Below are 14,391 nucleotides of genomic sequence, written 5' to 3' on the forward strand. Positions count from 1 at the left end.
ATCACGTCGCGAGGGTCCTCGCCAAACTCAACCGACGGCCGGAAGGTGCGCGCACCGCACCTTGCTAGCATGTGCGACCATGACCTACCACGGGCACGACAATCGCCAACCCAGCCGCGTCCGCGCTGGCTGCGGGTGTGCCGGGATTGTGGGGGTTGTGACCGCAATCGTGCTCATCGTCGCGCTTACCGGTTGGCTCTTTTCGATCTTCAAAAGCCCGATCGTGAACACGAGCAGGCAGCTGGTTCCCACCGACGTACCCCCCGCCGCAGGGCAGGAGCCCCCTCGTATCGACGTCCACGCGTCCGGCCGCACCTCGAACAACCTGGCCGCGTGGGCCGCCCCGATCGCAGAGGCCACCAGCATCGACGCGCAAGCCGTCCGCGCCTACGGCAACGCCGCGCTCATTGCCGCGGAGTCGTGGCCCGCGTGTCAGTTAAGCTGGAACACGCTTGCCGGCCTGGGCTGGGTGGAAACACGCCACGGAACCTACACGGGCCGCACCTTTGACTCGGCGGCGTTGGATGACAACGGGTTTGTCCAACCGGCCATCATCGGCCCAGCACTGAACGGAACGAACGGTTTTGCGCTGGTGCGCGATACCGATGGTGGCCAAATCGACGGCGACACCGAGTACGACCATGCGGCGGGGCCGATGCAGTTCATCCCCGAATCCTGGCAGCGCTACGGCCGGGACGCGAACGGCGACGGGCAGGCCGACCCGCAGCAGATCGACGACGCAGCTCTCGGGGCCGCAAACTTGTTGTGCGCGGACGGCCGAGACTTGGCCACCGCACAGGGATGGCAAGACGCCATCTTCTCCTACAACCTCTCCAACGATTACGTGGTGAAGGTGCGCGACGCGGCGGCGAATTATGCCCTGAACCAGCCCGCCCACCGTTAAGCGCGGAAGAAGGGCCCGGAGCTGGGGCCACGGCGAAGCGGCCCGAGTTCTGCAACAATTGAGGCTGCAAACCACAACGGACTTGACGTGCTTTTTAAGGAGCAACCAGTGGCTGACATCATTCATGCTTTTGCCCGCGAGATCCTGGATTCCCGTGGCAACCCCACAGTTGAAGCCGAGGTGTTCCTCGACGACGGCTCGCGCGGCATCGCCGGTGTCCCCTCCGGCGCCTCCACCGGCCAGCACGAGGCCCACGAGCTGCGCGACGGCGACGAGCGTTACGGCGGCAAGGGTGTCCTCAAGGCAGTAGACAACGTCAACGAGGAGATCGTTGACGCCATCGCTGGCCTCGAGGCCGACGACCAGCGCCTCATCGACCAAGCCATGATCGAGCTGGACGGCACCGAAAACAAGAATCGCCTCGGCGCGAATGCGATCCTGGGCGTATCTATGGCCGTCGCTAAGGCTGCTGCTGAGTCGGCTGAGCTGCCGCTCTACCGCTATGTCGGCGGCCCGAACGCGCACCTGCTCCCGGTGCCGATGATGAACATCGTTAACGGCGGCGCGCACGCCGACTCCGGGGTCGACGTGCAGGAGTTCATGATCGCCCCGATCGGCGCGGAGTCCTTCGCGGAGGCCCTGCGCATGGGGGCCGAGGTGTACCATGCCCTGAAGTCTGTGGTGAAGGCCAAGGGCCTGTCCACCGGCCTCGGTGACGAGGGTGGCTTCGCCCCCTCCGTCGGTTCGACGAAGGAAGCTCTGGACCTGATTGTGGAGGCCGTCGAGAAGTCCGGCTACTCCCTCGGCGAGGACGTCGCCCTCGCCCTCGATGTCGCCTCCTCGGAGTTCTACGAGGATGGCGTGTACAACTTCGAAGGCGGCAGCCACACTGCCGAGGAGATGATCAGGGTCTACGCCGAGCTCATCGAGCAGTACCCGATCGTGTCCATCGAGGATCCGCTCAACGAGGACGATTGGGAGGGCTACACCCGCCTGACCGCGGAGATCGGCGACAAGGTGCAGATTGTTGGGGACGACTTCTTCGTCACCAACCCGGCCCGCCTCAAGGAGGGCATCGAGCGCAAGGCTGCGAACGCCCTGCTGGTGAAGGTCAACCAGATCGGCACCCTGACCGAGACGTTCGACGCCGTTGACCTCGCCCACCGCAATGGCTACCGCACGATGATGTCGCACCGCTCCGGCGAAACCGAGGACACCACCATCGCCGACCTCGCCGTCGCCCTCGGCTGCGGCCAGATTAAGACCGGCGCGCCTGCCCGCTCCGAGCGTGTGGCCAAGTACAACCGCCTTCTCCGCATCGAGCAGGAGCTCGGCGAGGCCGCGGTGTACGCCGGCCGCTCCGCGTTCCCTCGCTTTAGCAAGTAGGGCCTTCCTGCTTGGCGACGCCCCCGCGCCCCGGGGGCGTTTGTTATTCCCAGGCCACGCTGTGCCGCTACACTCCTAAATCACAATGAGCACCCTCGCTTCCGAACCCGGCCCCGAACGCAAGCCTGGCCGCCGCACCGACCGACGCCCCCGCCGCCCCGTAACGCGGGTGCCTGTGGCGTCGCGCGATCGCGAGCGCGCGGAAGCGAAGAAGAACCGGAAGCGACGCGTCCCCTTCGAGGGTGACATCGTGAGCCTGACGATCGTGATGGCAGTGGTTCTCGCCGTTTTGCTGGCTGTCGCGGTGCCCCTGCGCAATTACTACGAGGGCAGGAGCGAAATCGCCCGCCTGAACGATTCGATTGCGGCTCTGGAGGACCGCAAGGCTGCTTTAGAGAGCGACATTGCGAAGTACCAGGACCCCGAGTACGTCAAGCAGGAGGCGCGGCGTCGGCTGGGGATGATCGAGCCAGGCGAAACCGCATGGCGGGTCATCGACCCCCGCATGACTACCGACTCAAGCTTCACCGCCGACGACGCGCCCGATACACGCTCCTGGGTCCAGGTGATGTGGGACAGCCTGCGGGAAGTGGAGTAGGGGTTAGCGGACGCGCCACAGCTGTGCCCTGACCGTTTCGTAGAGGTATTGTCCTGCTCGACAGTGGCCGGTAAAGGCCGGCCTCGGCAATGACCCAAAGCAGACCGTCGAGAAGCCGAAAAAATCGCAACACTCTGACACGCTCCACCCCCGGGTAACATCGCCACCATGACCGTCAGCCCAGCAGACCTCGACGCCGTCCTACACCAGCTCGGCCGCCCGCCGCGCGGCGTGCTCGCCATCGCCTATCGCACCCCCGACGGCCAGCCGGCGGTGGTAACAACGGCACCCAAGCTCGACGACGGCACCCCGTTCCCTACGCTCTACTACCTCACCGACCCCCGCCTCACCGCGGAGGCGAGCCGCCTCGAGGTGGCGCAGGTGATGAAGTGGATGGAGTCGCGCCTTGCAACCGACGAGGCGCTGGCCGCGGACTATCGCCACGCCCACGAACACTACTTGGCCAAGCGCAACGCCATCGAGGACCTGGGTACGGACTTCTCGGGCGGTGGAATGCCCGAGCGCGTAAAGTGCTTGCACGTGCTCATCGCATACGCGCTCGCGGAAGGCCCCGGCCACTTCCGCCTCGGCACCGAGGCCGTGGCGCTGGCGGCGGAGCACGGCAAGCTTCGCGGCACGGCGATCCCGTCGGATTGGCCCACCCTCGATGAGCTCGGCATCACTCTCGACGAGGCAGGGGAGGGGTTGCGATGAATGCTCCCCTTCGCCTCGCCGGGGTCGACTGCGGCACCAATTCCATCCGCCTGCTTATCTGCGAGTTATCCGAGGACGGCACCCTCAAGGAGCTGACCAGGCAGAACACTATCGTCCGCCTCGGACAGGGAGTCGACGAGACAGGCAGGATCGCCCCAGAAGCCATCGAACGCACCCGCGTTGCCCTCGTGGCCTACGTGGACACCATGCAGGCACTGGGCGTCACGCGAGTGCGGATGGTGGCCACCTCCGCGATGCGGGACGCAGCGAACAAGGAGGACTTCTACGGCATGACGCGCGCGTTACTCGGCCGCGTCGAGTTGGGCAAGCACGCCGACGTGATCAGCGGGGAAGAGGAGGCCGCCCTGTCCTACGCCGGTGCGACGGCGGATATGGACCCAGCGCGCGGGCCCTTCTGCGTCATTGATTTAGGCGGGGGCTCGACGGAGTTCGTCGTTAGCCAGCGGGCCGTGTCGACGAGGATGGGGTGCGTGCGGTTAACGGAGCGGTTCATGCGCTCAGACCCGCCCACGACCGCGGAAACAGACGAGGCAAGGGCGTACGTGCGCGAGGCCCTAAACGAGGCCGCGCCACTCTTCGACGGCGTACGCACGTTTATCGGCTGCGCCGGCACCTTCACCACGCTCTCCGCGCTAACCCAGCGCCTGGAAAGCTACGACCCCGCGCGGATCCACATGTCGGAGCTTCTTGTCGACGACCTCCTCGCCACCACCACAACCCTTCGTGCGCAGACCACCGAGCAGCGCCGCGCTAACCCCGTCGTTCACCCCGGCCGGGCGGACGTGATCGCGGCGGGATCGGTTGTCGTCGAGGAAATCGTGGCGCTCGCTCGCGAAAGGGCAGGCGCGCACAGCATCGTGATCAGCGAGAAGGACATCCTCGACGGGATCGTGGCCAGCCTGACTTAGTCCTCGTCGAGCTCGAGGATCTGGTCCTTGCTCCGGCCCCGCCGGAGGTTCTTCACTTCGCGCATCCGCGGATCAGGGTCGAGCCTGTTCGCGATCGCCTTGCGGCTCGAGCGCACCACCTGCTGGGTAACGGGGGAGTTAGCCACCGCGCGGGTGGCGTCGACGATCTGGTGGTAGCGCTTCCGGCCGGCTTTCGTGCCGAACACGTACCCGGCGGCGGCGCCGACAACGAACTGAATCATGCGCACTATCGTACCGAAGCCCCGTGCTCGAGTCGCACGGGGAACGCAGTGGGGCTAGCGGGGCTCGAACCCGCGACCAGCGGATTATGAGTCCGCGGCTCTAACCGACTGAGCTATAGCCCCTGAGCTTTCGTACTGGTAGCGTACCTGGCCGGTCTAGTGAGAGGAAGTTGGGGTTCCCCGTAGCCATCACGCCGGATCGGAGGGCGGTGTTCGTGCTGGTAGGAGGGGGGATTTGGTCATAATCAATAACCCTCGCTATAGTTACTGAGCGTTGCGAACAACCGCGACGCTCAGTATTCCTCCATAGCTCAGTTGGCAGAGCATTCGACTGTTAATCGAAGGGTCACTGGTTCGAGCCCAGTTGGAGGAGCATTTTATTGAAGGCCCGCTTCGTTTGAAGCGGGCCTAAAATAGTGGATTCGGCGCCGCGGCCCACGGTGCTCATTCGGGGCTATGGGTCAAAATGTGTATCTGGTATCGGCGTGTCGTGGGGGTTAGATGTGGCCTTTTTGGATGTCGATTGAGTGGGTGTAGGTGGTGTCGATATCGTTGTCGTAGAGGGGTGGCCGTCCGGTTTCGTGGTCGGTGTGGTTCTCGTTGTGGGTCGGGGTTGAAACTTTGGCGAGTTAATCCTGGCCCCAGTTGGACTGTCTGGCGATTCGAACTGGATCGTCAGGCAGTTCCGTTTTTAGGTAGAGCCACCAATCCAGCATCCGGCGCTGGTGTTCGTTGGTTCGCCCTCGGTGGGCGTAGGCGAGTTCTTTTATGCGGGCGTTGATTCCGCCTTCGAGACTGTTCGTGGTGGATCTCACGCGGGCGGGGTCGAGTATTGCGTCGGGTTGGTCGAGGTGAACGAACAGCAGGTTTTTGCGCCAGAGGTGGTTGAGGCTGTTGTAGGCCTTGCGGACGTTCGGGTGTAGTGCCCCAGGTTATGTTCCTAGGCATTTGCCTTGATTCCTATTATCTCTCGGGATGGGTCGTGGTTCCGAAACTCTGATTCAATCTCTGCCGGCGTTTGGCGGCCCAGGCTCTGGTGGAGACTGAAATAAGTGCTTACTCGGGTGTATTCACGCGGGGAGACGCACATCCGGCCGGTGTCGCTCCCGCGCGTCAGCGGCGTGAAAATCCTCGCGATCCAACCGGAGGATCACGACCCCGCCCTCCCGCTCATCCAGGGCCAGTACTTGCTCATCGACGGCACCATGCTCGCGCCGCTTTCGCTTCTCGACGGCACCGCCCTGACCACCTTGCGCACCCCCGCCGTCTTCCTCGCCGGGGTCAAGGGCTTCCTCCCGCGCGCCGCCTCGCCGCTCGAGGTGGTCATCATCGGCGCCGGTGCACAGGGGCGCGGGCACGCCGCGACGGTGGAATCCGTGGTGGGGGCTGAGGGGGCGTCGATTAGTTTTGTCGGCCGCACGGAAGTGGACCTCGGGCACCCCTGGTTGCAGGCGGGCTCGGCGGAGGCGGCCGCGGCGCTCAAGGCTGCGGACCTCGTCGTCTGCGCGACCACCGCGACCTCCCCGATCCTTGCGCTTGACGACGTCCGCCCCGACGCCCTCGTCGTCGCCGTCGGCTCCCACACCACCGACGCCCGCGAGCTCGCCTCCGACCTCATGGGCGCGGCGCACGTGATAGTCGAGGGCGTGGACGCCGCGCTGCGGGAAGCCGGCGACGTCACCCTCGCCATCACCGAGGGCGCGCTGGCCGCCTCCGATCTGATCCGCATGAAAGACGTGGTCACGGGCGCCGTTGAGCCCGGGGGGGACCGGCCGATCGTGTTCGAGACCGTCGGCATGCCGTGGGAGGACCTGATGGTGGCGGACGCGGTGTATCGCGCCTGACGGAGCCTGCGCGCCCGGAGGCGTCGACAAGCTAAAGCTCGAAGTGCATCGGCGCGCCGGGGCCGAGGGGGATGCCCGCGTAGTACCAGATGAGGAAGAAGATAAACCAGCCGGTGACCATCGCCAGAGAGTAGGGCAGTGCCAGCGACATAAGGGTGCCCACGCCTGCCTTCTTGTAGTAGCGCTGCAGGAAGGTGAGCGCCAGCGCGAAGTAGGGCGACATCGGGGTGATGATGTTGGTGGGGGAGTCGCCGATGCGGAAGAGCATCTGCGTAACCTCGGGGGAGACGCCGACGAACATCATCATCGGGATTACCACCGGCGCCATAAGTGCCCACTGCGCGGAGCCCGAGGTGAGCAGCAGGTTGATCACCGCGACCATGAGCACGAAACCCGCGAAGAGCACCACGACGGGCAGGTCCCAGCGCTGCAACAGCTCCGCGCCGCGGATCGCGGTCCACGAGCCCAGGTTGGACCACTGGAACCAGGCGAGGAACTGGGAGACCGCGAAGAAGAGCACGAGCATCGGTAACAGCGATTTCAGGCCGGTGGCCATCATGTCGGGGATGTCCGCGCTGGAGCTGATCGTTCCCGCGACCAGGCCGTAGGTCAGGCCGCAGAGGAAGAAACCGAGGGCGATCGGCACCGCGATCGCGGTGATCAGCGGCGACTCCAGGAAGCTCTCCTCCTGGCTGGCCAGCGGAGAGCCCGGCACGAGCAACAGGAGGAAGAACACTGCCACAAAGGCCAGCAGGGCCAGGCCCGCGGCCTTGAGGGCCTTGGACTCGGTGGGGGAGAGCTCGAGGTCCTCCTCGTTGGCGTCATCCGGGGAGTCGCCCGCGGTGGCGTTGGCGAAGGAGAGCTCGTGCTCCTCGATGTCATCGTGGTCGATGAGCTGGCACGCCTTCTTGTCCACGAATATCTCCGTCACCGCGGTGATGATCAGCGAGAGCACGACCGCCGAGGGGATGACAAAGAAGATGTTCGCCAGCGGGGACACCGTGTACTCGGGGTCCACGATGTGCGCCGCCGAGGTGGAGATGCCCGCCAGCAGCAGGTCCGTGATGTTCAAAATGAGCGAGGCGTTGAAGCCGGCGGAGCTGGCTGCGAAGGCCACCATCGCGCCGACGATCGGGGAGCGGCCCACCGCAAAGAACGCCATCGCACCCAGCGGGATGATGATGACGTAGATGGCGTCGGAGGCCACCGAGCCGGTCACGCCCGCGAGCGCCACCATAAAGGTGAGCATCTTCGGGCCAACCTTGTTCACCATCGCCCGGATCATCGCGGAGAGCAGGCCCGTCTGCTCGGCGACGGCTACGCCCAGCATCACCGAGAGGATCACGCCCAGCGGCGGGAAGGTGATGAAGTTGTTCACGGCCTCCGTGACCATCTTCGAGATGTTCTCCGCGGTCAGCAGCGACTCCACGTGTACCGTCTCGCCCGAACCGGGGTCCTGCGCGGACATACCGATGCGCGCGCCGACCCACGACGTCACCGCGACCACACCGGAGAGGATGACAAAGAGCCAGAAGGGGTCCGGCAGCTTGTTGCCGATCTTCTCCACGGTGCCGAGGAAACCCGCGGGCTCCTTCGGCTGCTTCGCGTCGTTTTCTTTCGGGGACGTAGATCCTGCCATGGGTGTGCTTCTTGGTCGGGGGCAACGGGCGGGCGCGCCAATGGCGAGCGTTTGTTGCCCTCCACACTAAATGCCCGCAGCCCGTAAGTGTGACACAGGGCTCCTTCTGGGGGTCGCGGCCCAGACAGCGTAAGTGAAAGCGTAGTGCCGCCTGCTGATAATCTGTGAGATCCCGTACTCTCCCCGAAACAAAAAACCTAGGAGACCGCATGACCCCCGCCCGCCCCGGACGAATCCTCCGTTACGTCCTTGCGCTCCTCGCCCTCGCGGCAGTGCTCATCGCTGCGCTCTTCGTTGTCCGGCCGACGCTGTTCGGGATGGGCAAGACCTCCATGACCTCGGAGAGCCTCGGGGCCGCCTTCAACGAGATCGCCGAGCTGAGCACGGAGGAGTACGCCTACTCCCGTGTGGGCAGCTTCGACCAGCGGGGTTTCCAGATCGCCGGGCGCACCGTCCCCTTCACGGGGCGCAACTTCCTGGTCACCTATGACGGGACCGTCAAGGCCGGCATCCGCAACGCAGAGCTCATCGAGGTCCGGCTGGACGACACCGTCCGGACCCTCAGCATCACGACCCCGCACGCGGAGGTGCTCAGCTCGACCATCTCCCCGGAGAGCATCAACGTCTACGACCAGTCGATGAACCCCCTTAATCAGGTCCGCGTCCAGGATGTCTCCGCTTTCCTCGCCGAGCAGGAGCGCAACGCGGAGAACACCGCCGTGGAGCAGGGCCTGCTCGAGCGCGCCGACCGGCGCGTCGAGGAGCTACTGCGCAACCACGGCGAGGCGCTCACCGAGGGCACCGCGATGGAGGACTACGCAGTGGAGGTGAATTGGAGGTAGGTCCGGCGGGGCGTCGATAAGCGCGGCGCTGGGTACACTCGCGGCGGTGGACATGATCGAGATGACGCCGGCCATCGAGACGACCTACCGGGTCCTGGAACTCATTGGCGTGTTCCTGACCAGCCTCGTCGCGGGCACCATCGCCCGGAAGATGAACTTCGACATCGTCGGCTTCCTGCTCCTGGCCATCATCTCCTCGCTGGCGGGCGGGGCGGTGCGCGACGTGCTCATCGACACCGGAAAAGTCGCCGCCCTCGTCTACCCGGAGTACATCTGGGTGGCCATAGCGGGGGCGGCCACCGCCTTCCTCACCCGATTGCACGGCTTCACCTGGACGATGTTCCAATACCACGCCGACATGGTCACCATCGGGGTGTGGGCCGTGACCGGCTCGACGAAGGCGCTGCTCGAGGGCGTGTCCTCGCTGGGCTGCGTGCTCATGGCGCTGGTCACCGCCACCGGCGGCAGCGTCATCCGCGACATAATGATCGGGCGCATCCCCGCCTTGTTGAAAAACCAGCAGATGATGGCCATCCCTGCCGTCATTGCGGGCTCTCTCAACGTCGTGCTCTACCGCCTCGGCCACCACGAGCTGGGCATGGTGCTCACCCCGATCCTGGCTTTCGTCATTTCCGCCCTCGTCTACTGGACGGGCTGCTACATCCCCGCCCGGCAGGACTTCGCGCCGATCAACGACCTCGCGTGGAAGCTGCGCCAGTCCTTCAGCGGCGTCGAGGAGTCCGCACGCTCCGCCGCCCGTTCGATCGAGCCCGCCACGATGCGTCAGTGGCGTCACGGGAAGATGGAGGAGATCGAGGCGGAGGAGCAGCGCGAACTGGGCACCGACAACGCCGGTGAGCCCACCAAGGAAGAGGTGAAGAAGCAGGTGGGCGACAACCCCTCGCGCGAGGAGTTCATCGACGTACTCTACAACGCCTACCTCGACGCCGGCGAGAGCAACGGTTCAAGCGGCTGGCGGGGTCTGCGCCGCCGCAGGCGATAGCATCGGGCGCATGGACCTTTCCGAGCACCTCGATTCGCTGCTTAACCCCTGGCCCGCCGACAACGTCTCCGCCGCGATCGTCGGCCCTGTTGAGGCGACCTACGGTGACGAGGCCCGCGTCTACGAACTCGCCAGCGTGACCAAGCTCCTGTCAGCCTACGCGATCTTCCTCGCGGCTGAGGAGGGGGCATTTTCGCTTGACGACGCCCTCGGCCCCGCCGGTTCTACCATCCGCCACCTGCTCTCCCACGCCAGCGGCGTCGGCTTTGACACCCCCGAGCCCCAGAAGGCGGTGGGGGAGCGGCGCATCTACTCCTCCGCTGGCTACGAGATACTCGCGCAGCACCTGGAGCGGGAGACCGGCATCGCGTTTGCCGACTACGCCCAGGAAGGCGTCTTCGCCCCCCTCGGGATGGGCACCGCGGAGATCTACGGCTCGGCCGGTCACGGCGGGAGAGCGTCGCTAAGCGATATGCGCGCTTTCGCGGCCGAGCTGCTCCACCCGACGCTAATTGATGAGGCGACGCTGCGCGAGGCGTTCACAAACCAGTTCGGCGACCTGCGCGGCATCGTCCCTGGCTACGGCATGCAAAAACCCTGCCCGTGGGGTCTCGGCTTTGAAATCAAGGGGGCGAAGGAGCCGCATTGGACCGGGCGTAACATGCCCGCCGACGTAGTCGGGCACTTCGGCATGGCGGGGACCTACCTATGGGTGGTGCCCGCCTGGTCTAAGTCGCCGCACGCGGGAACCGCCTGCGCCGTGCTGACGGACCGGCAATTCGGGGACTGGGCCAAGCCACTGTGGTGTGAGACAAATTCGGAGTTGTTCGCGGTTTTGTAGAGGGGCCGTGAAGTAGCATCAGGGCCCATGACAACGTTTCCCGCCGCGGGGCAGAAATTGCCGTCCCGCCAGGTGTGGCCACTGATGTTGGCCCTGCTCACCGCCGTTTTCGCCTTCCAGCTCAACGCCTCCATGCTGGCACCGGCGCTGGCCACGATGGAAGGAGCCCTGGGCGCGACCACCGCGCAAATCGGGCTAACCCAGACGGCGTTTTTCACGGCGGCCGCGCTGTTTTCCCTGTTCATGCCCCGCTGGGGTGACCTCATCGGGCGACGCAAGGTTCTGACCGGAATGATGATCATCACCGTCGTTGGGTCGGTGGTCGCAGCACTGGCGCCCAACGTGGCGGTGCTCTTCATCGGCCGCGTGATTCAGGGCGTGTCGGGGCCGACGGTGGCGCTGACGTCGGTCATGCTGCGCCAGGCGGTGCGGGAGGAGAAGCAGTTCGCGCTGCTCATTGGGGTGCTGACGTCGGTAAACGGCGGCATCGCGGGCGTTGACGCGCTCCTCGGCGGCTGGCTCACCGCGACCTTCGGCTTCCGCTCCCTGTTTTGGGTCATCGGCGCGATGGCTCTCGCTGCCGCGGTCGCCGTGCGCTTCGGCCTGCGCGAGACGAAGTCCGACGAGACCCAGCCGATGGACTGGAAGGGCGTGGTCCCGCTCGTCGTGGCGGTGGGGGCGATCCTCACCGCGCTCAACGAGGCCGGTGCTCTCGCAGCGGCGAACTGGTTCCTCGTCGCCGTGCTGCTTGTTGTCGGCGCGGCGGCACTGGTGGTTTTCTGGCGCGTGGAAAAGGCCAACGCTCACCCACTGGTATCCACCGAGCTGATGAGCCAGCGCCGCACGTGGGCGCTGCTGGCCACCACGACGCTTACCATGACCGGTATCTTCGCGGTCATGAACGGGCTGGTTCCCAACCTCGCGCAGGACCCAGTCAACGGCCCCGGCCTGTCCGCCGGCGTCGTGGCCTGGTGGACGCTGACTCCCTACGCCATCGCCGGCCTCATCTTCGGGCCGGTCTCCGGCGTCATCGCGGGGCGCATTGGGTATAAGGCCATGCTGCAGATCGGCATCGCCGGCGCGATCGCATCAGTCCTCTTCGGGCTGTACGTTGCAGCTCACCCGACGCCCCCGCTCCTGCTGGCGTTGTCGATTGCTGCGGGTGTGACCTACGCCGGCATCGCCAACATCATGCTCGGCTCGCTCGGCGTGGTGCTGGCTCCGAAGAGCAATCAGGGCTACCTGCCGGGCATGAACGCCGGCGCCTTCAACCTGGGTGCGGGGATTTCCTTCACTGTCATTTTCGCCGCGGCAACCACCTTTGCCGGTTCCGGCGGCGGGTACCACGCGGGGATGGTCGCCGGAGCGGTCCTGCTCGCCGGCGCCCTGGCCACTTCGTTCCTCATCCCACGCCCCGAGACCATCCCGGACACGATCGCCGCCGAGGACGCCGCGGCTAGGGCGGCGCGCTAAACCGTGCACAAGATTATCCTTGACTGCGACCCAGGCCACGACGACGCCGTGGCCATCCTCCTCGCCGCCGGCAACCCCTCCATTGAACTGTTGGGCGTGACCACCGTGGGTGGGAACCACACCCTGGACAAGGTCACGCACAACGCCCGCCAGGTGCTCACCATCGCAGGGCTTGACGACGTCCCGCTGCGCGCCGGGGCAACCCGCCCGCTGCTGCGGCCGGTGGTCACCGCCGAGTCCATCCACGGGGACTCCGGCATGGAGGTGCACGGCTTCGACCTCCCGGACCCGCGGGTCGAGGTGGGAGAGGGCCACGCGGTGGACTTCATCATCGAGACCGTCATGTCCCGCGAACCCGGCGAGGTCACGCTGGTACCAACCGGGCCGCTGACCAACATCGCCCTGGCTGCCCGCCTCGAACCGCGCATCGTCGAACGCGTCCGCGAGGTCGTCCTCATGGGCGGCGCCTACGGCACCGGCAACTGGTCGGCCTCGGCGGAGTTCAACATCACCGTGGACCCGGAGGCCGCGCAGATCGTCTTCCGGGAGGACTGGCCGGTGACCATGGTCGGCCTCGACCTGACTCACCAAGCCCTGGCGACCCCCGAGGTGGAGGCGCGCTTCGTGGCGCTGGGCACCGAGGTGGGGGATTTTGTTGTCGCCCTGTTCGGGGCCTTCCGCCAGAACTACCGCGACGCGCAGGGGTTCACCGACCCGCCCGTGCACGACCCGTGCGCCGTCGCCTACCTCATCGACCCCGCGGTGGTCCAGACCGTGAGGGTACCTGTAGACGTCGAGATTCACGGCGGGCTGACCACCGGCCGGACGGTGGCGGACTTCCGGGCGCCCGCGCCCGCTGGTTGCCATACGCAGGTCGCGACAAAGCTCGACGCCCCGCGGTTCTGGGATCTCGTCGCCGACGCCGCGGCCACGCTGGGGGTTGCCCGCGGGTGAGCCTTTAACCCCGGAGGGTGGCCGTGCCGCTCGTTCCGGAGGGGATTGTCCGAGGTAATCGGGAGAGCGGGATGGTCAACCTCAACCTCCGCTTTATTGAATGGGGGATTCAAGCGGTTGTTGAGGGTTGCCGCCGCGTGGTGACTCGCGCCACCATGTCTCCCAGAGGCCGTTGGGGAAGACGAACCTCGTCTCACCGCGTACGCCCGCTAGTCACGGGCGGACCGCGCGGTGCCGTCAGCTACGAAGGATCCCCATGACCACAACACTTGCCGCCGCTACCCCCGCTCTCGTCGAGATTGACGGTATGCCCGTGCGCCTGCGGGGGGACGTCGAAAAGCTCATGCTCGATCTGCCGCAAGAGGAGCTGGACTACTCGCTTTTCGACGTCTGGGAAACCGCCTGGTTCACCCGCTGGCACCGCAACCCCGACGGGACGATCGGCTGCCGGGAGCGCATTTACGCCCCCGCGGCAGACCTCGCCGCGTTCCGGAAAAACCTCGCCGAGCTCGCTGACCGCGCCGGGTTTGTGGCCGAGTGCACAACCCGCGCCGCGTGACGTAGCTATCGGCGCCACGAAGCGGGCTCGGCGGGTAATGGTCAACACCACAGGTGGTCTTTCGTGGCCGGCTCTGCGCGGAGTCGTGTTAGCCCGCTGAGCCGCACCCTAGGAAAAGCAGATGGCCCCGTCTCCTGGACCCGGCAAAGTCGGTACTGTCGTACCCACTATTTTCTCTCGCCGGGGAGTTTCGCAACCAAGTCTGCGGCGGTGGGGCTGCCGGCGTAGGAGGATTCCTCGGCGGGGATGCCGAACTCCTCCTCGGCGCGCACGGCGAGCTCGATGCGATCGAGGGATGTAATGCCGAGCTCATCGAGGGTCTTATCGGGTGTGACGGGAACGTCGGTGAAGCGCGAGATGAGCTCGATGAGGCGCTCCGTGTCCGACTGAGTGGCTGCGGGTCCTTCCGGTTTTGAGGTGAACGCGCCAAGGTCAAGTCGTTGCGAGAGCTCCATGCGCTCGT

Annotated in this window: 15 protein-coding genes, 2 tRNA genes and 1 pseudogene; 13 read left to right on the forward strand and 5 right to left on the reverse strand. The window is 65.9% G+C overall.

What is annotated here, in order from left to right; genetic code table 11:
• Positions 1-79: 79 nt before the first annotated feature.
• From CAPI_RS03525 to CAPI_RS03545, 5 genes are all read left to right on the forward strand, one after another.
• The gene (locus CAPI_RS03525; RefSeq protein WP_018016662.1) at positions 80-904 is read left to right on the forward strand and encodes a lytic transglycosylase domain-containing protein; all 825 of its coding nucleotides are present in this window, start codon (positions 80-82) and stop codon (positions 902-904) included.
• A gap of 108 nt (positions 905-1,012) precedes the next feature.
• Complete coding sequence (eno, locus tag CAPI_RS03530; protein WP_018016663.1) at positions 1,013-2,290, forward strand: phosphopyruvate hydratase; 1,278 nt, start codon at positions 1,013-1,015, stop codon at positions 2,288-2,290.
• Positions 2,291-2,375: 85 nt separating this feature from the next.
• Positions 2,376-2,888: an FtsB family cell division protein gene (locus tag CAPI_RS03535; protein ID WP_156806751.1), complete on the forward strand. Its 513-nt coding sequence runs from the start codon at positions 2,376-2,378 to the stop codon at positions 2,886-2,888.
• Between the two features lie 168 nt (positions 2,889-3,056).
• Positions 3,057-3,602, forward strand: coding sequence for a DUF501 domain-containing protein (locus CAPI_RS03540; protein ID WP_018016665.1), 546 nt, complete (start codon positions 3,057-3,059; stop codon positions 3,600-3,602).
• The gene (locus tag CAPI_RS03545; protein WP_018016666.1) at positions 3,599-4,531 is read left to right on the forward strand and encodes a Ppx/GppA phosphatase family protein; all 933 of its coding nucleotides are present in this window, start codon (positions 3,599-3,601) and stop codon (positions 4,529-4,531) included. The genes CAPI_RS03540 and CAPI_RS03545 overlap by 4 nt, the downstream gene beginning before the upstream one ends.
• On the opposite strand, the gene CAPI_RS03550 is transcribed toward CAPI_RS03545, so the two are convergent.
• Complete coding sequence (locus CAPI_RS03550; RefSeq protein ID WP_018016667.1) at positions 4,528-4,773, reverse strand: hypothetical protein; 246 nt, start codon at positions 4,771-4,773, stop codon at positions 4,528-4,530. The two genes, CAPI_RS03545 and CAPI_RS03550, sit on opposite strands and share 4 nt — an antisense overlap.
• A 49-nt stretch (positions 4,774-4,822) precedes the next feature.
• Positions 4,823-4,896: transfer RNA gene (locus CAPI_RS03555), tRNA-Ile, on the reverse strand.
• Positions 4,897-5,073: 177 nt separating this feature from the next.
• Here CAPI_RS03555 and CAPI_RS03560 point away from each other — a divergent pair.
• Positions 5,074-5,146: transfer RNA gene (locus CAPI_RS03560), tRNA-Asn, on the forward strand.
• A 124-nt stretch (positions 5,147-5,270) separates the two neighbouring features.
• Here CAPI_RS03560 and CAPI_RS03565 read toward each other — a convergent pair.
• A pseudogene (locus tag CAPI_RS03565) lies at positions 5,271-5,693 on the reverse strand (transposase family protein); the annotation flags it as partial.
• 132 nt (positions 5,694-5,825) lie between these two features.
• Here CAPI_RS03565 and CAPI_RS03570 point away from each other — a divergent pair.
• A complete protein-coding gene (locus tag CAPI_RS03570) occupies positions 5,826-6,617 on the forward strand; it encodes a hypothetical protein (RefSeq protein ID WP_083893883.1) in 792 nt (263 codons plus the stop codon).
• A 31-nt stretch (positions 6,618-6,648) separates the two neighbouring features.
• On the opposite strand, the gene CAPI_RS03575 is transcribed toward CAPI_RS03570, so the two are convergent.
• Positions 6,649-8,256 carry an AbgT family transporter gene (locus tag CAPI_RS03575; RefSeq protein WP_018016670.1) on the reverse strand — a complete coding sequence of 536 codons (1,608 nt, stop codon included), beginning with the start codon at positions 8,254-8,256 and terminating at the stop codon, positions 6,649-6,651.
• A 209-nt stretch (positions 8,257-8,465) separates the two neighbouring features.
• On the opposite strand from CAPI_RS03575, the gene CAPI_RS03580 reads away from it, so the two are divergent.
• The 6 genes from CAPI_RS03580 to CAPI_RS03605 all read left to right on the forward strand — a co-directional run bounded on the left by CAPI_RS03580 (position 8,466) and on the right by CAPI_RS03605 (position 13,928).
• On the forward strand, positions 8,466-9,098 hold the full coding sequence (locus CAPI_RS03580) for a DUF4230 domain-containing protein (RefSeq protein WP_018016671.1): 633 nt from the start codon (positions 8,466-8,468) through the stop codon (positions 9,096-9,098).
• Between the two features lie 52 nt (positions 9,099-9,150).
• Entirely contained in the window at positions 9,151-10,101 is a 951-nt protein-coding gene (locus tag CAPI_RS03585; protein ID WP_040356533.1) for a TRIC cation channel family protein, read from the forward strand.
• Positions 10,102-10,111: 10 nt separating this feature from the next.
• Positions 10,112-10,942, forward strand: coding sequence for a serine hydrolase domain-containing protein (locus CAPI_RS03590; protein WP_018016673.1), 831 nt, complete (start codon positions 10,112-10,114; stop codon positions 10,940-10,942).
• A 27-nt stretch (positions 10,943-10,969) separates the two neighbouring features.
• A complete protein-coding gene (uriT, locus tag CAPI_RS03595; protein ID WP_018016674.1) occupies positions 10,970-12,415 on the forward strand; it encodes a uridine transporter UriT in 1,446 nt (481 codons plus the stop codon).
• A gap of 3 nt (positions 12,416-12,418) precedes the next feature.
• The gene (gene uriH, locus CAPI_RS03600) at positions 12,419-13,369 is read left to right on the forward strand and encodes a uridine-preferring nucleoside hydrolase UriH (RefSeq protein ID WP_018016675.1); all 951 of its coding nucleotides are present in this window, start codon (positions 12,419-12,421) and stop codon (positions 13,367-13,369) included.
• Positions 13,370-13,625: 256 nt separating this feature from the next.
• Positions 13,626-13,928, forward strand: a complete 303-nt coding sequence (locus CAPI_RS03605) for a hypothetical protein (protein WP_018016676.1) — start codon at positions 13,626-13,628, stop codon at positions 13,926-13,928.
• Positions 13,929-14,095: 167 nt separating this feature from the next.
• Here CAPI_RS03605 and CAPI_RS03610 read toward each other — a convergent pair whose 3' ends face one another.
• A complete protein-coding gene (locus tag CAPI_RS03610) occupies positions 14,096-14,383 on the reverse strand; it encodes an acyl carrier protein (protein WP_018016677.1) in 288 nt (95 codons plus the stop codon).
• Between the last annotated feature and the right edge of the window lie 8 nt (positions 14,384-14,391).

It is taken from the genome of Corynebacterium capitovis DSM 44611 (genome assembly GCF_030440535.1).
GTDB classification, from domain to species: Bacteria; Actinomycetota; Actinomycetes; order Mycobacteriales; family Mycobacteriaceae; genus Corynebacterium; species Corynebacterium capitovis.